The organism is Cupriavidus sp. USMAHM13 (assembly GCF_001854285.1).
Taxonomy (GTDB): Bacteria; Pseudomonadota; Gammaproteobacteria; order Burkholderiales; family Burkholderiaceae; genus Cupriavidus; species Cupriavidus malaysiensis.
Window position 1 is genome coordinate 1,835,093 of sequence record NZ_CP017752.1, and the last position, 16,653, is coordinate 1,851,745.

Below are 16,653 nucleotides of genomic sequence, written 5' to 3' on the forward strand. Positions count from 1 at the left end.
AGGGGTGCGTGCCGGCGCCCGGCGGGCGCTGGCGGCTTGCGGGGTGGCGGCTCTCTGTGCCGTAGCGGTCACGCGGGTGTGGGCCGGTCCGGCCGGAACCGAAGGCGAGGACTTCATCTACCTCGTGGAGCGGGGCGATACCCTGATCGGCCTGGCGGACCGCTACATGACACGGCTCGACGGCTGGCGCATGCTGCAGCAGCTGAACCGGGTCGGCGACCCGTACCGGCTGCAGCCGGGCACGCGCCTGCGCATTCCCCTGAAATACATTGCCGAGCAGGCCGGCAGCGCCCGCGCGGTGGCGGTGCACGGCGACGTGCGCGCCGACGGCGCGCCGCTGCGTGCCGGAACGCAACTGGCCGAGGCGGCCCGCATCGAGACCGGCGTCGACGGCCTGGTGACGATCGAGCTGTCCGACCGCTCGCGCCTGACCCTGCCGCCGTCCAGCGCGGTCCAGGTGCGCCGCCTGCGCGCCTTCGCCAAGACCGGGCTGACCGACTCCATGCTGGAGGTCGGGCGCGGCGGCGCCGAGGCCCAGGTGGCGCCGGGCGGCACCGGCGTGGGCCGCTTCGAGATGCGCACGCCGATGATGGTGACCGGCGTGCGCGGCACGCGTTACCGTGTGGCGGCCGACGATGCGGGCAACCGCAGCGAGGTGCTGCAGGGCATCGTCGGCGTGGCCGGCATCGCGGGCGCCGGCAAGGTTGGCAAGGCCGGTGCGGCGGCCCGGGTGGGCGCCGGCTATGGTGTGTCGGCGTCCGGCGGCGGCAAGCTGGCCGCGCCGGTGCCCCTGCCGCCGCCGCCGCAGCTGGGCGCGTTGCCGCAGCCGGTGCTGGGCGCCACGGCGCCGCTGCAGTGGCAGCCGGTCGCGGGGGCCAGCGGCTACCGCGTGGTGGTGTCGCGCGATGCCGAACAGACCGAGTGGCTGTTCACGCAGCGGGTCGCAGGCCAGCAGGCCACGCTGGCCGACCTGCCCGAGGGGGTGCTCTACGTGGGCGTCAGCGCCATCGGCGCGCAGCACCTGACCGGGCCGGCCTCGGTGCAGCGTCTTGTCGTCCGCTTGACTCCGCCGGCGCCGTTCATGCTGCGTCCCGGCAAGGATTCCTCGCAGTACGGGCAGCAGGTCGGCTTCGCCTGGGCCCACGTGGACGGAGGCGTGCGGGCCTACGAATACGAAGTGGCCGGCGACAGCGATTTCCGCGATGCGGCGGTGCAGCCGCTGCGCAGCGAGCAGACCGAGGCCGGCCGCGAACTGGCGCTCGGCAGATGGTGGTGGCGGGTGCGCTCGCTCGACGCCGCGGGCCAGCCCGGCCCGTGGTCGGAGTCGGTGCCGTTCACGGTGGAGCCGCCGCCACCCCAGCCCAGCCTGGCCGACGATGGCGGCGACACGCTGCGCATCCGCTGGCCTGCCGCCGGCGCGGCAGCCGCCGCGGGCTATCGCGTGCAGCTGGCGGACGAGGCACGTTTCACCCATCCGCTGGTCGACGCGCATACCGAGACCAACGAGGTGGCGCTGCCGCGCCCGGGCTCGGGCTTCTACTACGTGCGCGTGGCGCGAGAGGGGAAGGGCGGCGGTAAAGCAGCCGTCAGCGAGGCAGCCTTCTCGGCGCCGCAGCGGATCGAAGTCGTGCAGTACCTGCGCGATGGCACCGGCCAGCCGGTTGCCAGCGCCGGCGGCATGATCCGCCGTGGACAATAGCCGGCCCGGCACATCTCCTGGCGGGCTGCGCGGCGCGCTGGCCGCCTACCTGGCGCCGTACCGGCGCCGCACGCTGCTCGACTGGTGGCTGCTGAGCGCCGCGGTGGCCGTGCTGGCGATCGCCGCCGCGCACTGGCAGTGGACCCAGCGGGCGGACCTGGCGGTCTACGACATCGGCATCGCGGCACAGGCCCATGCGCCGCAGCCGGACATCATGATCGTCGCCATCGACGATGCCAGCATCACCTCGATCGGCCGCTGGCCGTGGCGGCGCGCGGTGCTGGCCGACCTGATCGATCACATCGCCGCCGGCAAGCCGCGCGTGATCGGCCTGGACATCATCCTCTCGGAGCCTGACCTGCGCTCGCCGGGCGACGACATGGCGCTGGCGCGCAGCATGGCGCGTGCCGGCAACGTGGTGCTGCCGGCCCTGGCGGAGGCCGTCGGCGGCAGCTGGACCATCCGCTATCCGCTGCCCTGGCTGGGCGCCGCCGGCATCGGCCATATCGACATGGCGGTCGACGTGGACGGCGTGGCGCGCCAGGTATTCCTTCAGGAGGGGCTGCCCGGCGCCTTGCTGACGCATTTCTCGGCGGTGATCGCCGGATTCGGCCGCAGCGCGCGCCCGGTGGCGGACTACCGTCACGAGAACGCTCCCGATCCCTTCCGCGCCGACGGCGACTGGCAGCGGCGCTACCTGGTGCGCATCCCCTTCGCCGGCCCGCCCGGCACCTTTCCGCGCGTATCCGTGCGCGACGTGCTGTCGGGCGCGGTGCCGCCCGAATTGTTCCGCGGCAAGGCGGTGCTGGTGGGCGCGGCGGCCACCGGGCTCGGCGACGTGTTCCCGACCCCGGTGTCGCGCGACGGCCGCGGCATGAGCGGCGTCGAGATCCTGACCAACACCATCCAGGCCCTGGAGCAGGGCAGCGCGATCGTGGCGGTGGCGGCACCCTGGTTCTGGCTCGGCACCTTGCTGCCGATCCTGCTGGCGGCGCTCGCCGCGCTGATGCTGGCGCCGCGCGCGGCACTGCTGATCAGCGTGCTGCTGGCCGGCGCGGCCTTCGCCGCCAGCCTGCTGCTGATGGGCCTGGCGCACCTCTGGTTCGCCCCGGCCTCCGCCATCGTCGGCTGCCTGCTGTTCTACCCGCTGTGGAGCTGGCGGCGCCAGGAGGCGGTGCTGCGCTTCCTGGCCCAGGAAGCCGCCCGGCTGGAGGCCGAGCCCGGCCTGCTCGGGGCGTCGCCGCCGCGTGGGCCGGCCGGCCGTTCGCTCGACCACCGCATGGAAGCGGTCTACCGCATGAGCTCGCGCCTGCGCGACCTGCGCCAGTTCCTCTCGGACGCGCTGGAGAGCCTGCCCGAGGCCACCGTGATCTGCACGCCGGAGGGCCGCGTGCTGCTGGCCAACCGGCGCTGCGCCATGCTCTGTGCGGCCGCGGGTGGGCGTAGCGCAGGCGAAGGGGAGACGGGCGTGCCGGCCGACGTGCACGAGTTGCTGACCCGGCTGTTTCCCGTGGCCGGCCCCGGACTGGCCTATTGGGAGGGCCTGCATGCAGCGCTGTCGACCGGCGAGGGCAGCCAGGGCGAGGTGGAGGAAGGCGGCGTGGAACTGAGCAGCGGCGACGAGCGTCCCTTCCTGCTGCGCGGCGCCGCGCTGCGCAGCAGCAATGGGGGGCTGGCCGGGGTGATCGTCAGCCTGATCGACATTTCCGAGGTGCGCCGCGCCGAACGGCAGCGCGAGCAGACGCTGCGCTTCCTCTCGCACGACATGCGCTCGCCGCAGGCCTCCATCCTGGCGCTGCTCGAACTGCAGGCCGATGCCGCCAAGGCGCTGCCGCAGCCCGCACTGCTGGCCCGCATCGGCGGCCTGGCGCGGCGCACGCTGGACCTGGCCGACGACTTCATCCGGCTGGCACGCGCCGAGACGCAGCCACTGCGCCTGCTGGAATCGGACCTGGCCGGCCTGGTACTCGACGCCACCGATGCGCTGTGGGCGCAGGCCAGCGCACGCCGCATCGAGCTGGCGCTGGATATCTGCGAGGAGGCTTGCGTGATGATGGCGGAACCGGCGCTGCTGGCGCGCGCCGTGGCCAACCTGGTCGGCAATGCCATCAAGTTCAGCCCGGACGGCGGCACCGTCACCGTGAGCCTGGCCCGGGAGGCGGGCACCTATGCGATCCGCGTTTCCGACCAGGGGCCCGGCATCGCGGTAGAGGACCAGGCCAGGCTGTTCCGGCCCTTCAGCCGGCTGCACGAGGGTGAGCACGGCACGCCGGGCGGCGTGGGGCTGGGCCTGGTGTTCGTGCGCACCGTGGTGCAGCGGCACGGCGGCACCATGGCGGTGGAGAGCGAGCGGGGCGCCGGCGCCACCTTCATCATGCGCCTGCCGGCGCCGCCGGAGTCCGGCCAGCGGCCAGCGTCCGGCGGCTAGCGGGTTAGCGGGTTAGCGGCGCGCCGCCTGCGTGGCGGCACCCTCGGCGCCCGCGGAGCCGGGCGCGGCGAGGCCGGTCACACGGCTTTCCATCTGCTTGATCTTGCGGGCCTCGCCCGCTTCCTTGCCCTGCTGCAGCGTGACGCAAAGCACTGCCGTCAGCGCCACGGCGACCATGCCGAGGGCGAGATACCCGATCACCTTCGTGCGGTTCATGGCGAAGCCGCTCCTTTCTTGCATTCCACGGAATAAGCACCGCAGTCTAAGGCCGCGCCCGGCAGGCTACTGCAAACAATTGCAATGCCTTGTGCGGCACGCATGACGGGCCGCACGTGCCTGGCGGTCGACACAATTGTTGGCAGTGCCGCACAGCGACCCTCAGTAATATCGCCGCACTGCCGGACCGGCCTCGATCCGCGCGGTTTTCGTGCCCGCCCGGTCCCCCCGCACAGCAGTAGCCGGGCGGGCACGACTTTTTTCCCGGCGCCGCGCCTGGCCGCCATGCCGGTCCACCGTCGCGCGTTACGCGCCTATCCCTTCAGCCGCGCTTGTGCGCGCTGCCTTCCCGCAGCAGTTCGATCATCCGTTGCGCCAGCGGCGACAGGTACGCGCCGACCCGCGAGATCGCGCCGATGCGGCGCCCCAGGTCCAGTTCTCCCTGCCGCAGCGGCAGCGCTCTCAGCCCACCATGCGCGGCACCGTCACGCGTGCCGGCGATGGTGAGCAGGTGTGTGCCGGCGACCAGCTGGAACAGCGAGGTACTGCCGAAATCGATTTCGATGCGCAGCTTCGGCTCGCCCAGGCCGCGCTGGCGGAAGGCGGCGTCGACCTGCTGGCGCAGCACGATGTGGGGCTCCGGCAGCAGCCATTCCTGCTCCGCCAGGTCCGCCAGCCGCAGCGGACCGCGGCCATGCAGCGGGTGCGCCGGGTCGGCCAGCACGGCCAGGCTGTCGTCGAACAGCAGTGTGGCGGCGAAGGCATCGGCATGCTGGCGGGGCAGGGGGGCCACGACGAGATCGAGTTCACCGGCCTGCAGCGAGTCGGTCAGCTCGCGTGCCAGCCGCCGGTGCAGGCGCAGCCGGCCGGCGGGGCGCTCGCGCAGCAGCTGGCGGCAGGCATCCAGCACCAGCGCCTCCGGGATGGAGGGGGAGTAGCCCAGCCGCAGCATGCCGAGCTGGCCGGTGCGGATACCCTGCATTTCCTGCAGCGCATCGTCGTACTCGAGCTGGATGCGGCGCGCGCGTTCGAGAAAGCGCGCTCCCGCCTGGGTCGGACGCATGCCATTGGCACTGCGCTCGAACAGCGGCAGGCCTGCCTGCGCTTCCACGCGCTGCAAGGCCTTGGTCAGCGCCGGCTGGCTCAGCCCGAGCGCCTCCGCCGCGCGGCCGATGCTGCCGTGCAGGGGGATCGCCAGCAGGTATTCCAGGTCGCGGGTCTCCATCTTTGCATTCCTTATGGTTATGGCTTGATAGCTGATGCGCCATTGTAGGAATGGGGGGCATCTTACAGACTGGGGGCCGGATACATCAAGGAGACAACGATGGCTTTTGCCCTCTTCCTGCAGCGGGCCGCGCGCTACTGGGGCGACCGGCCCGCGGTCATGCATCGCGAGCGCGTGCTCAGCTTCCGCCAGCTCGACGAGCGTTCCACCCGGCTGGCCAACGCCCTGCTGGGCCTCGGCCTGCGCCCCGGCGACCGCGTCGCGGTGCAGTCGCGCAACTGCGCGGAACTGGTCGAGATCGAATGCGCGCTGTACAAGTCCGGCCTGGTCAAGGCGGCGCTGAATCCGCGCTTCACCGCCGCCGAGGCCAGCGACGTGGTGGAGAACTGCACGCCGCGCGCCTTCATCGGCGGCGACGGCTATACCGGCTACGCGCGCACCACGCCGGGCTTCGCCGCGGTCGAGGCCTTCGTGGCGCTGGGCGGGCCGGCGGCCGGCTACCTCGGCTACGAGGACCTGCTGGCGCGTGGCGGCACCAGCCGGCCGCCGCATCGTGCGGCGGCGGCCGATGCCGCCGTGCTGCATTTTTCCTCGGGCTCCACCGGCCGCATCAAGGCCGCCGTGCAGAGCTACGGCAATCGCATGGCGTCGCTGCGCAAGATGCTGCTGGGCATGGACCGGCAGGCGCGGCCGGGCGACCGCCTGGCCCTGATCGGCCCGGTCACCCATGCCTCCGGCATGCTGATGCAGCCCTTCCTGTACTGCGGCGCCACGCTGGTCCTGTTCGATCGCTTCGAGCCGGCCCATTTCCTGGCCGAGGTGGCGCGCCTGCGCATCACCCATGTGTTCATGGTGCCGGCGATGATCCACATGCTGCTGGCGGATCCGGCGCTGGAGCAGGCCGACCTGAGCAGCCTGAAGACGCTGAGCTATGGCGCCGCGCCGATGGCGCCGGCGCGCATCCGCGAGGCCTGGGAGCGCATCGGGCCGATCCTGTCGCAGGGCTACGGCGCCAGCGAGTCGACCTCGGGCGTGACGCGGCTGTCCACCGCCGACCACGCCGAGGCGATCGCCGGCCGGCCCGGGCGGCTGGCCTCCTGCGGGCGCCCGCACGGCGAGACCGAGGTGCGCGTGGTCGACGAGCAGGGGCGCGAGGTGGCGGGCGACGCCATCGGCGAGATCGTGATCCGTGGCGAGGATGTGTTCCAGGGCTACTGGGGCGAGCCGGAGCTGACGCGCGAGGTGCTGGTCGACGGCTGGCTGCGCACCGGCGACCTGGCGCGGGTGGACGAGGAGGGCTTCATCTACCTGGTCGACCGCAAGAAGGACATGATCATCTCGGGCGGCTTCAACGTCTATCCGACCGAGGTGGAGGCCGTGCTCTACCAGCACCCCGACGTGATGGAAGCCTGCGTCATCAGCGTGCCCGACGCGACCTGGGGCGAGAGCGTCAAGGCCGTGGTGGCGCTGCGCCCGGGGCGCGCGCTCGAGGCCGCCGCGCTGATCGCGCACTGCCGCGAGCGCATCGCCGACTACAAGACGCCGCGCTCGGTCGAGTTCGTCGGCGAACTGCCCAAGAACCCGAGCGGCAAGGTGGCGCGCAAGGTCGTGCGCGAGCCGTACTGGCAGGGCGTGGCCCGCCGCGTGAACTGAGGAGGAAGCAAGCCATGTTCGATCATCTGACCGATCCCGCCCTGGTCGACCTGCGCGCGCGCATGCGGCGCTACGTCGAGGAGGAACTGGTGCCGCTCGAGCGCGAGCTGGGCCTGGACGCCGAGGCGCCCTGGCCGCGCGAGGTGCTGCAGGGGGTATGGCGCCGCTCCAGCGAGCTGGGCTTCTACCAGGCCTGCCTGCCGGTGGCGCTGGGCGGGCAGGGCCTGAGCATCGCCGCCCAGTGTGCGCTCAAGGCTGACCTGGCTGCCAGCGGCGCCGTGCTGGCGCCGCACGTGCTGGGCGACCTGGGCGGCCCGCCGCGCGTCGGCAATATGCTCAAGTACGCCACGCCGGACCAGCTCGAACGCTACTTCAAGCCGGTGATCCGCGGCGAGAAATCCGTCTGTTTTGCCTTGACCGAATTGCACTCGGGCTCGGACGCGCAGAGCATCACCACCAGCGCCGTGGCCGACGGCGACATGCTGCGCATCGATGGCGGCAAGCACTACATCAGCGGTGCGCCCTTCGCCGACTTCGCCATCGTCATGTGCGTCACCGACGCCGGCGCCTCGCCGCCGGCGATCTCCGCGGTGCTGGTCGACCTTGACCTGCCCGGGGTCAAGGTCAGCCAGGACTATGTGCCGATGTCCGGCCAGCACATCGACGCCGACATCACCTTCACCGACGTGCGCGTGCCGCGCGCCAACATCCTGGGCGGCGAGGGCAACGGCTTCAAGCTGGGCATGTCGCGCATCAACGTGAACCGGCTGCTGCATTGCCCGAGCATGCTGGGACTGGCCATGCGCGCCTACCGCTCGTCGCTGCAGTACGCCGGCCAGCGCCGCCAGTTCGGCGGCCCGATTGCGCGCTACCAGGCCATCCAGCACATGCTGGCTGACATGGCGGCCGCGCTGTGGGCCTGCGAGAGCATGATCGCGCAGACCGCCGCGCTGGCCGATGCCGGCGCCGACCTGCGCATGAAGGCCGCGGCCTGCAAGCTGTTCGTCTCCGAACGCTGCTTCGAGGTGGCCGACAAGGCGGTGCAGATCCATGGCAACGTGGGCGTCACGCGCGGCCACCCGGTCGAGCAGGCCTTCCGCAAGCTGCGCATGTTCCGCGTCTTCACCGGCACCAGCGAGATCCAGCGCAACACCATCGCGCGCGCCATCCTGCAGCCGGCGCAGGGAGAACCGTCATGAACCGCAGGCAATGGCTGACGCTGGCCGGGGCGGCGGCGCTGGGCGGCCTGGCCGGCCCGGCGCGCGCGGACGCCGGCTACCCGAAGCGCCCGCTCCGCCTGCTGGTGCCCTTCCTGGCCGGCAGCGCGCCTGACAGCACGGCGCGCGTGCTGGCCGAGGGCCTGCGCCAGCGCCTGGGGCAGCCGGTGGTGGTGGTGAACGCGGCCGGCGCGGGCGGCGTGATCGGCGCCGGCATGCTCAAGCGCGCCGCGCCCGACGGCTACACGCTGGGCGTGCTGGCCAACACGCACGTGATCAATGTGCACACCTTCCGCCGCCCGCCCTACGATCCTGCGCGCGATTTCACGCCGATCGCCGCGCTGGCGGGCGGGCCCACCGTGCTGGCGGTGCCGGCATCGGCGCCGTACCGCAGCGTGGCCGACCTGGTGGCCGCGCTGCGGCGCAAGCCGGGCGGATTCAGCTTTGGTTCCGGCGGCAAGGGCAGCATCGCCCATCTTGCCGTCGAGATGCTGCTGCACCAGAGCGGGACCCGGGCCCTGCACGTGCCTTATAAGGGCGCCACCGAACTGGTCGCCGCGATGCTGAGCGGGCAGACCGACTTCGGCATGCCGGTGCTCGGCACCGCCGCGCAGTACCTGCACAACGGGCAGCTGCGCGCCCTGGCGGTGTCGTCGCCGGCCCGCTCGCCGTACTTCCCCGAGGTGCCGACGCTGGCCGAGGCGCTGCCGCCGGGTTTCGTCATCGACAACTGGAGCGGGCTGTTCGCGCCCGCCGGGCTGCCGGCGCCGCTGCTGCAGCGCCTGTTCGCCGCGGTCGGCCAGGTGCAGGCCAGCGGGGCGTTCGACACACAGTTGCGCGCCACGGCGGGCGAACTGCGCCGCAGCCCTTCGCCGGCCGAATTCGCCGCGCTGGTGGCCGGCGACGCCCGCCGCTACGGCGCGTTGATGAACGAGATCGGCATGGAGTCGACCTGATCGGAGCTGGTGCGATGGAGAAAGCGGAGTGGTCCTGCCTGAAGGACGTGAAGATCATCGACCTGAGCCAGCTGCTGCCGGGTCCCCATGCGACCACCTTGCTGATGCAGCTCGGTGCCGAGGTGGTCAAGGTGGAGCAGCCTGGTACGGGGGACACCTCGCGCCAGCTCGGCGCGGCGGTGTTCGCGCAGTTCAACCGCGGCAAGCGCGCGCTCGCGCTCGACCTGAAGAGCGCGCAGGGCAAGGCGGATTTCCTCGCGCTGGTACGCGGGGCGGATGCCGTGGTCGAGGGCTTCCGCCCGGGCGTGCTGCGGCGGCTGGGACTGGACTATGCGGCGCTGGCCGCGGTCAACCCGGCCATCGTGCTGTGCTCGATCTCGGGGTTCGGGCAGGACGGGCCCTATGCCGACCATGCCGGCCATGATCTCAACTACCTGGCGCTGGCGGGCTACTGGTCGGTGCCGGCGCAGGTGGAGGACAAGGTCTCGCGCCCGCGCACCCGCGTGTCGGACTATGCGGCCTCGGGCTATGCCGCGCTGGCGCTGGCCGTGGCGGTGATGAGCGCGCGCCGGCATGGGCGCGGCCAGCATCTCGACGTCTCGATCCATGACGCCATCCTGTCCTGGACGGCGCACGGCGCCTGGGCCGCGCGCGCGCACGCGGACAAGCCGCTGGACGCGCCCAGCGTGCTGCCGGACAACGACCTGTTCGCCACCCGCGACGGCCGCTGGCTGGCGCTGGGCATCCTGGAGAACAAGTTCTGGCTGGCGTTGGGCGAGGCCCTGGGCGCGGCGCATCCCGCGCTGCACGATCCGCGTTTCGCCACGCGCGCGGGCAGGATGCGCTACAAGGAAGAGGTCCACGCCATGCTCAAGGGCATCTTCCTGGGCGGCACACTGGCGGAATGGGAGGCGGCCTTTGCCGGGCGGGACCTGCCGTTCTCGCCCGTGCTCGAGGCACAAGCGCTGTTCGATGACCCCCATGTGCAGGCGCGCGGCATGATCCGCTCGCTGCCGGAGGAGAAGGGGATCGCGCTGCGCTTTCCCGTCAAGTTCTCGCTCGGCCTGCCCGACAGCGGCACGGAGGTGCCCCCGCTGGGCGGAACCTGACGCTGGGTGGCGGCTGGGTGGCGGCGGGGACGGCGGGAGCGGGTGCGCCGACACGGCGCAATCTGGGTATGATGGAAACGATGGCGTCGCCCAGGCAGGCGCCGCCGAATATGCCGGATCACGCCGGATCACGCCGGATCACGCCGTCAAGAGCCACCCCCTCATGCAACGCACGGTCGCGCCCGCACGCCCAGGAGCTCATATGCCACGGTCGCACAAGCTGCCGTCACCGCGTTTCCTGCTGCTGGCGGCCTGGCTCGCCGCGCCCGCTCTATGTGGCGCCGTGACGCTTGCCATGCCGCTGCGCGATCCCGCCACCCATGCCACCACCACTTGCCAGCTCGAGCCGCCGGTGTTCCCGCCGGCCCTGCGCGCGGCCCACGCCAGCGGAGGGGTGCAGGTCGAGCTGGTGCTGGGCCTGGACGGCAGCATCGAGTTCGCCCAGGTACGGCAGGGCTCCGGCCAGGCGGCCTTCGACGACGCCGCGCTGGCCGCGGCGGGCCGGGCCAGGTGCCAGCCCTTCCGCGATGCGGCCAGCGGTGCCCCGGTGCGCGGCAGCGCGCTGGCGCGCTTCGAGTTCCACCTTGCCGACGGCGGCGGGGCCTCGCGGCCGCAGGCCGAACCCTTGACCCTGAACAGCGAGCAGCGCGCCGCACCGCCGCCGCAGGTGTTTCCCGCCAATTACGACGAGGCGCTCAGCGTGCTGGTGCGCGCTTATGACGTGGACGCGGTGGTGACGGCGGGCATGGACAAGGCCTTCGCCAGGCTGCCCGAGCGGATCGGGCCGGTGCCGAAGGCACGCTTTGTCGAATGCACGCGCGGGCACTTGTCGGGGCCGGTACTGGAGCAGGTGGTGCGGCCCGGCTTCGCCATGGTGCTGTCCGATCCGGACCTGATGCTCAAGCTGGCGCGCCTGCTGAACTCGCCGCTGGGCCGCAAGGTCAAGGAGGCGACGCTGGCCGGCAAGGCGCTGGAGGCTGCCGGCATCACCGGTGCGGATGCGCTGGAGGCCAACCGCATGCTGGAAAGCCCCGACCTGAGGGCCTTTCTCGACGGGGGCGGCCTCAAGCGCATCAACGACGCGGTCGCGCCCTATCTCTTCGTGGCCAGCCGGCAGGCGCGTGACGCCTGCCTGAAGGAACTGGTGCCGCCCGGCACCTACCCGCTGCAGAACGAGCGCCCCGCCTGAGCGCGGCGGGCCGTGGCAGGCCGCGTCCGGTGCCTGCGCGGCGGCGCCGCGCTCAGCCCACGGCGACCGCCTCGGGCCGGTGTAGCTGCGTGGCGGCCTCGCGCACGAAGCGCACGCTGGTGTCCACCGCCGTGATCGGCAGCATGTGCCCGCCCGGCACCAGCACCAGCCGGGCGCCCGGCACCTTGGCGGCGAGCGCCTCGCCGTTGTGCGCCGGATCGAGGATGCGGTCCTCGCGTCCGTACAGGATGCTGAGCGGCAGGCGCAGACCGGCATAGGCCGGCACCTGCGGCGGCAGGCTGTGGCCGGCCGCCACCAGGTCCTCGGAGGCGGCGATGAAGTGGCTGGGCCGCAGCGCCAGCAGGCCGCCGCCGCGCGTGGCGAAGTCTTCCGGTACCGGGTCGGGACCGAACACGATCGACATGACCTGCTCGCGGCGGGCGATCGACATCGGCACCGCCAGTGTCCAGGCGATCAGCCGGCGCAGCCAGGGGCGCTCGGTGGCGAGCGCCTTGAATACCGCCGGCACGCCTTCGGGCGGATGCGTGAGCGGGGCCAGCAGGGCCAGTCCGCCGACGCGCTCCGGGTGGCCGAGCGCCAGGGCCAGCGCGATCGCGCCGCCCAGCGAGTGGCCGACCACCAGCGGGCGTTCCAGGCCGAGCCGGTCGATCAGCGCGGCCAGCGCGGCGGCCTGGGTCGGCAGGTCGGCGCCGGTGCCGGGCTGGCGCGTCGAATAGCCGGAGCCCGGGCGGTCCACCGCAATCACGCGGAAGTCGCGCGCCAAGGGCTCGATCATGCCGTAGGCAAAGTTGCCGAGCTGGCCGGACAGGCCGTGCACCAGCAGGATGGCCGGACCCTGGCCGCGCTCGACCACGTGCAGGCGCGCGCCCGGCACGTCGACGAAGCGGCCGGTGGGCGGCATGCCCTGTTCGATGCGCCGCGCGATGCGGCCGGTGAACCAGGCCAGGCTGGCGCCCAGCACGAGCAGCAGCGCGAGCACGGCGAGGAGGACGGTGGTGAGGACGCTCATGATTGCAGGCTCCGGCCGATCAGGTTCCAGTAACGGACCGGCGCAAGCCGCTCCAGCAGGGAAAGCACCACCGCGTCGCTGCCGACCAGCACGCGTGAGCGGCGTTTCTCGATGCCACGCAGGATGATATCCGCGGCCTTGGCCGGCGGCATGCGCAGCAGCTTTTCCGTGCGCTTCAGGCGTTGTTCGACCTGTTCGCGCGGGATGTCGCCGGCCACGCGGGCATTGCGCGCGATCGAGGTGGCGATGCCGCCCGGATGCACCACGGTCACGCCGATGCGGCTGTCGGCCAGCTCGTGCCGCAGTGCGTTGGAGAAGCCGCGCACGGCGAACTTGCTGGCCGAGTAGGCTGCCTGCCCCGGCGGCGAGATCAGGCCGAACAGGCTCGACAGGTTGACGATGCGGGCATCGTCGCTGCGGCGCAGCAGGGGCAGGAAGGCACGCGTCATGCGCACCACGCCCTGGAAGTTGATCGACATCAGCCAGTCGAAGTCGGACTCGCTGACCTCTTCGAAGCTGCCGCCCAGCGCCACGCCGGCGTTGTTGACCAGCAGGTCGACGCGGCCGTGCTCGGCCATCACCGCCACCGGCAGCGCGGCCACGGCCTCGCGGTCGGCCACGTCGAGCACGTGCAGGCTCACGCGTACCTGGCGCAGCTCCGGCAGCGCGGCAGTCTGCTCCAGGCCGGCGCGATCGCGGTCGGCCAGGGCCAGGTGGCAGCCGCGCAGCGCCAGCGCCTGCGCCAGCGCGCGGCCGATGCCGCTGCCCGCGCCGGTCAGCACCGCCACCCGACCCTTGAGCTGCATCTGCGCGCCGAGCGGCGCGTCGAACTGCATCACGCCGTCGTCGATGCGGCCGTAGCGGATGGTCAGCATGTCCATGAAGTAGTTCTGGTACACGCGCCAGGGCTTGCGGTCGCCCTGCCTGGGCAGCACGCTGGCGGCGCGCTGCACGTAGCCCGAGGTGAAGTCGAGGAAGGGCTCGGCCTGCACCTGGCCGTCGCGGCGCGCCACCGCGATGCGGCGGCCGTGGCGGTCCATGTAGCGCAGCAGGCGGCACACGTACTCGGCGGTCAGGTCGGCCTTCAGTGTCCACGAGGCATTGGTGTAGCCGAAGGCCAGCACCATGTTCGGCACGTCGCTCAACATCATGCCCTTGTAGGCGATCGATTCGGCCGGCACGCGCCGCTGGCCGTCGACGGTGATGGCGATGTCGCCCAGCATATTGAGCTTGAGGCCGGTGGCGACCACCACCACGTCGGCCGCCAGTTCCTTGCCCGAGTCGAGCTGGATGCCGTGCTCGGTGAAGCGCGCGATGGTGTCGGTGACGACCGAGGCGCGGCCGTCGCGCAGTTCGCGGAACAGGTCGCCGTCGGGCACCAGGCACACGCGCTGGTCCCAGGGTTTGTAGCGCGGCGTGAAGTGCGTGCCGACGTCGACGCCGGGGCCGAGCTGTTCGGCGGCCATGCCGACCATGCGCAGCTTGACCTGCTCGGGGCGGCGGCGCGCCAGCTGGAAGAAGAACATCCCCAGCAGCACGTTCTTCCAGCGCGTGATGCCGTAGGCCAGGCCCTCCGGCAGCAGGCGGCGCAGCTTGTGCGCGATGGCGTCCTGGCCCGGCCGCGCCACGATATAGGTGGGGGAGCGCTGCAGCATGGTGACGTGGGCGGCGCTCTGCGCCATCGCCGGCACCAGCGTGACGGCGGTGGCGCCGCTGCCGATCACCACCACGCGCTTGCCGGCATAGTCGATCGACGGGTCCCAGAACTGCGGATGCACCATGCGGCCGCGGAAGTTCTCCTCGCCGGCGAAGGCCGGCCGATGGCCTTCGGCGTAGCTGTAGTAGCCGGCGCAGACATAGAGCAGGCGCGCCCGCCACTGCACCCGGCTGCCGTCGGCGGCGCGTTCGGCCTCGACCGTCCAGCAGGCCGCGCCGCTGTCCCAGTCCGCGCGGATCACCTTGTGACCGAAGCGGATGTGCCGGGTGATGCCCGCTTCGTCGGCGGTCTCGCGGATGTAGGAGAGGATCGAAGGGCCGTCGGCGATGGCCTTGGCGCCTTTCCAGGGCTTGAAGCGATAGCCCAGCGTGTACATGTCGGAATCCGAGCGGATGCCCGGATAGCGGAACAGGTCCCAGGTGCCCCCCATCGACGCGCGCGCCTCGAGGATGGCATAGCGCTTGCCGGGGCAGCGCTGCTGCAGTTGGCGGGCGGCGCCGATGCCGGACAGGCCGGCGCCGACGATGAGGACGTCGAGCGGTGAGTCTTGGGGGGCGGTGGCAGTCATGGAGAGGTCCGGATGAAATGCGCTTCTGACACTTTAGGTTGTCAGATTCCTTATGACAACCCAATCTGACAATAGGGAATGTCATAATGGCGGCATGACCTCCGAGCTTTCCCCCGCCCGCCGCTACCGCGGCGCCGATGCCGATGAGCGGCGCGCCCAGCGCCGCTGCCAGCTGGTTGCCGCCGCCATCCAGGTGTATGGCGAGCGCGGCTACCAGCATTCCACCGTCAAGGCGGTCTGCGAGGCCGCCGGCCTGACCGAGCGCTATTTCTATGAATCCTTCGCCAACAGCGAGGCCTTGCTGGCAGCGTCCTTCGAGACGGTGACCCAGGTGCTGCTGCAGCAGCTGGTCGCGGCCGGCGAGGCGGCCGGCCGCAGCGGCCGGCGCCGCGCGCTGGCGATGCTGCAGGCCTATTTCGGCGCGCTGCAGCGCGATCCGCGCTCGGCGCGGGTGTTCCTGGTGGAGATCCAGGGCGTCAGCAAGCAGGTGGACGAGGCGCTGGACGCCTCCTTGCGCGGGCTGGGCAGCCTGCTCGCGCAAGCCCTGCTGCCGGCCGGCGAGGAGCCGGATGCGCTGCTGCTGGCCGGCGCCACCGGCGGCATCATGCATGTCGCGCTGCGCTGGATCCGCAACGGCTATGCGCCCGCGGTCGAGCAGGTGGCCGCCACCGCGCTGCAGCTGGCCCTGGTGATCACGCGCAAGCCAGTGGTGCTGGCGCAACAGGCGGCGCCGGCCGGTGGCACGGCGCCTTGTCTTCAGGCGGGCGTTTGAAGCGCGCGGCAGCGCCGCGTGCGTGCGGGATGGGAATCGGGGATGGGCGTCAGGGCTTGGCCGGTTCCGGCTGAGCGGGTGCGGCGGGCGCGGCGCCGGCGGGCTTGGGTGCCGCCTGGCCTTCGCCTTCGCTTTCGCTGTCCTCGTAGTTGGGCAGGTTCTTGTCGGCGCGGCTGCCTTCGATCAGGTAGCGCCGGCGCTGCAGGTAGGCATCGCGCGTGAAGGCGTACTTGTCGAGCGCCGCCAGCGACAGCAGGTCGGTGGCGCCCAGCAGGTTGGCGCGGGTGTCGACCACGTTGACGGCGAACAGGCTGTAGCGCCAGACCGGATCGATGTAGGTGGTCGGGTCGAGCAGGAAGTTGGCGCCCAGGCCGACACCGTCGCGCACGGAGCTGGGGCCGAAGAAGGGCAGCACCAGATAGGGGCCGGACGGCAGGCCCCACACGCCCATGGTCAGGCCGAAGTCCTGCGAATGGCGGTTCAGGCCGGCCGGTGTGGCCACGTCGAACAGGCCGCCGATGCCGAACACCGTGTTGATGGTCACCCGCATGAAGCTCTCGGTGGCATCCACGGCCTTGCCCTGCAGCAGGTTGTTGACCACGTTGCCGACGTCGCCGATGTTGGCGAAGAAGTTGGTCACGGCGCTGCGCACCGGTTGCGGCGTCACCGCCTTGTAGCCCTTGGCGACAGGCTGGGCCACATAGGTGTCGACCTTGTCGTTGACCTGGTAGACGGCGCGGTTGAGCGGCTCGAGCGGATCGTCGGGCGAGGCCTGCGGACCGCTCGCGCAGCCGGCGCAGAGCAGGGCGGTGGCGGCCAGCACGGGCAGCGGATGGGGGCGGAGAAGCGGAAAGGTACGGCGCATGGCTCTGGT

13 protein-coding genes are annotated in these 16,653 nt (G+C 71.9%); 8 read left to right on the forward strand and 5 right to left on the reverse strand.

The genetic code is table 11. From position 1 onward, the window contains the following. The first annotated feature begins 4 nt into the window (after positions 1 to 4). Together BKK81_RS26365 and BKK81_RS26370 are read left to right on the forward strand one after the other, a co-directional pair. Entirely contained in the window at positions 5 to 1,699 is a 1,695-nt protein-coding gene (locus tag BKK81_RS26365) for a FecR domain-containing protein (RefSeq protein ID WP_197523986.1), read from the forward strand. Next, positions 1,689 to 4,127: a CHASE2 domain-containing protein gene (locus tag BKK81_RS26370; RefSeq protein ID WP_231908096.1), complete on the forward strand. Its 2,439-nt coding sequence runs from the start codon at positions 1,689 to 1,691 to the stop codon at positions 4,125 to 4,127. Before BKK81_RS26365 ends, BKK81_RS26370 begins: the two co-directional genes overlap by 11 nt. A gap of 12 nt (positions 4,128 to 4,139) precedes the next feature. Here BKK81_RS26370 and BKK81_RS35680 read toward each other — a convergent pair whose 3' ends face one another. After that, positions 4,140 to 4,343, reverse strand: coding sequence for a hypothetical protein (locus tag BKK81_RS35680; RefSeq protein ID WP_084084975.1), 204 nt, complete (start codon positions 4,341 to 4,343; stop codon positions 4,140 to 4,142). Positions 4,344 to 4,665: 322 nt separating this feature from the next. Further along, the gene (locus BKK81_RS26380; protein WP_071019018.1) at positions 4,666 to 5,568 is read right to left on the reverse strand and encodes a LysR family transcriptional regulator; all 903 of its coding nucleotides are present in this window, start codon (positions 5,566 to 5,568) and stop codon (positions 4,666 to 4,668) included. A gap of 99 nt (positions 5,569 to 5,667) precedes the next feature. Between BKK81_RS26380 and BKK81_RS26385 the strand changes: the two genes are divergently transcribed. The 5 genes from BKK81_RS26385 (at position 5,668) to BKK81_RS26405 (ending at position 11,692) form a co-directional block, all read left to right on the forward strand. Continuing rightward, positions 5,668 to 7,221, forward strand: a complete 1,554-nt coding sequence (locus BKK81_RS26385; protein ID WP_071019020.1) for an AMP-binding protein — start codon at positions 5,668 to 5,670, stop codon at positions 7,219 to 7,221. 14 nt (positions 7,222 to 7,235) lie between these two features. Next, positions 7,236 to 8,420, forward strand: a complete 1,185-nt coding sequence (locus tag BKK81_RS26390) for an acyl-CoA dehydrogenase family protein (RefSeq protein ID WP_071019022.1) — start codon at positions 7,236 to 7,238, stop codon at positions 8,418 to 8,420. Beyond that, entirely contained in the window at positions 8,417 to 9,394 is a 978-nt protein-coding gene (locus BKK81_RS26395) for a tripartite tricarboxylate transporter substrate-binding protein (protein WP_071019024.1), read from the forward strand. Before BKK81_RS26390 ends, BKK81_RS26395 begins: the two co-directional genes overlap by 4 nt. A 14-nt stretch (positions 9,395 to 9,408) precedes the next feature. After that, positions 9,409 to 10,503, forward strand: coding sequence for a CaiB/BaiF CoA transferase family protein (locus BKK81_RS26400; RefSeq protein WP_071019026.1), 1,095 nt, complete (start codon positions 9,409 to 9,411; stop codon positions 10,501 to 10,503). A 202-nt stretch (positions 10,504 to 10,705) separates the two neighbouring features. Continuing rightward, complete coding sequence (locus tag BKK81_RS26405) at positions 10,706 to 11,692, forward strand: TonB family protein (RefSeq protein ID WP_071019028.1); 987 nt, start codon at positions 10,706 to 10,708, stop codon at positions 11,690 to 11,692. Between the two features lie 52 nt (positions 11,693 to 11,744). On the opposite strand, the gene BKK81_RS26410 is transcribed toward BKK81_RS26405, so the two are convergent. After that, positions 11,745 to 12,722, reverse strand: coding sequence for an alpha/beta fold hydrolase (locus tag BKK81_RS26410; protein ID WP_071019030.1), 978 nt, complete (start codon positions 12,720 to 12,722; stop codon positions 11,745 to 11,747). Then, positions 12,719 to 15,007: an NAD(P)/FAD-dependent oxidoreductase gene (locus BKK81_RS36590; RefSeq protein ID WP_083384459.1), complete on the reverse strand. Its 2,289-nt coding sequence runs from the start codon at positions 15,005 to 15,007 to the stop codon at positions 12,719 to 12,721. The genes BKK81_RS26410 and BKK81_RS36590 overlap by 4 nt, the downstream gene beginning before the upstream one ends. 94 nt (positions 15,008 to 15,101) lie before the next feature. On the opposite strand from BKK81_RS36590, the gene BKK81_RS26420 reads away from it, so the two are divergent. After that, entirely contained in the window at positions 15,102 to 15,779 is a 678-nt protein-coding gene (locus BKK81_RS26420) for a TetR/AcrR family transcriptional regulator (RefSeq protein WP_071019032.1), read from the forward strand. A 49-nt stretch (positions 15,780 to 15,828) separates the two neighbouring features. On the opposite strand, the gene BKK81_RS26425 is transcribed toward BKK81_RS26420, so the two are convergent. After that, complete coding sequence (locus BKK81_RS26425; protein WP_071019034.1) at positions 15,829 to 16,644, reverse strand: MlaA family lipoprotein; 816 nt, start codon at positions 16,642 to 16,644, stop codon at positions 15,829 to 15,831. Between the last annotated feature and the right edge of the window lie 9 nt (positions 16,645 to 16,653).

Excerpts from the sequence above, each read along its gene's own strand:
- BKK81_RS35680 (WP_084084975.1), bottom strand. The coding sequence starts at position 4,343 with ATGAACCGCACGAAGGTGATCGGGTATCTCGCCCTCGGCATGGTCGCC.
- BKK81_RS26380 (WP_071019018.1), bottom strand. The coding sequence starts at position 5,568 with ATGGAGACCCGCGACCTGGAATACCTGCTGGCGATCCCCCTGCACGGC.
- BKK81_RS26385 (WP_071019020.1), top strand. The coding sequence starts at position 5,668 with ATGGCTTTTGCCCTCTTCCTGCAGCGGGCCGCGCGCTACTGGGGCGAC.
- BKK81_RS26390 (WP_071019022.1), top strand. The coding sequence starts at position 7,236 with ATGTTCGATCATCTGACCGATCCCGCCCTGGTCGACCTGCGCGCGCGC.
- BKK81_RS26395 (WP_071019024.1), top strand. The coding sequence starts at position 8,417 with ATGAACCGCAGGCAATGGCTGACGCTGGCCGGGGCGGCGGCGCTGGGC.
- BKK81_RS26400 (WP_071019026.1), top strand. The coding sequence starts at position 9,409 with ATGGAGAAAGCGGAGTGGTCCTGCCTGAAGGACGTGAAGATCATCGAC.
- BKK81_RS26405 (WP_071019028.1), top strand. The coding sequence starts at position 10,706 with ATGCCACGGTCGCACAAGCTGCCGTCACCGCGTTTCCTGCTGCTGGCG.
- BKK81_RS26410 (WP_071019030.1), bottom strand. The coding sequence starts at position 12,722 with ATGAGCGTCCTCACCACCGTCCTCCTCGCCGTGCTCGCGCTGCTGCTC.
- BKK81_RS36590 (WP_083384459.1), bottom strand. The coding sequence starts at position 15,007 with ATGACTGCCACCGCCCCCCAAGACTCACCGCTCGACGTCCTCATCGTC.
- BKK81_RS26420 (WP_071019032.1), top strand. The coding sequence starts at position 15,102 with ATGACCTCCGAGCTTTCCCCCGCCCGCCGCTACCGCGGCGCCGATGCC.
- BKK81_RS26425 (WP_071019034.1), bottom strand. The coding sequence starts at position 16,644 with ATGCGCCGTACCTTTCCGCTTCTCCGCCCCCATCCGCTGCCCGTGCTG.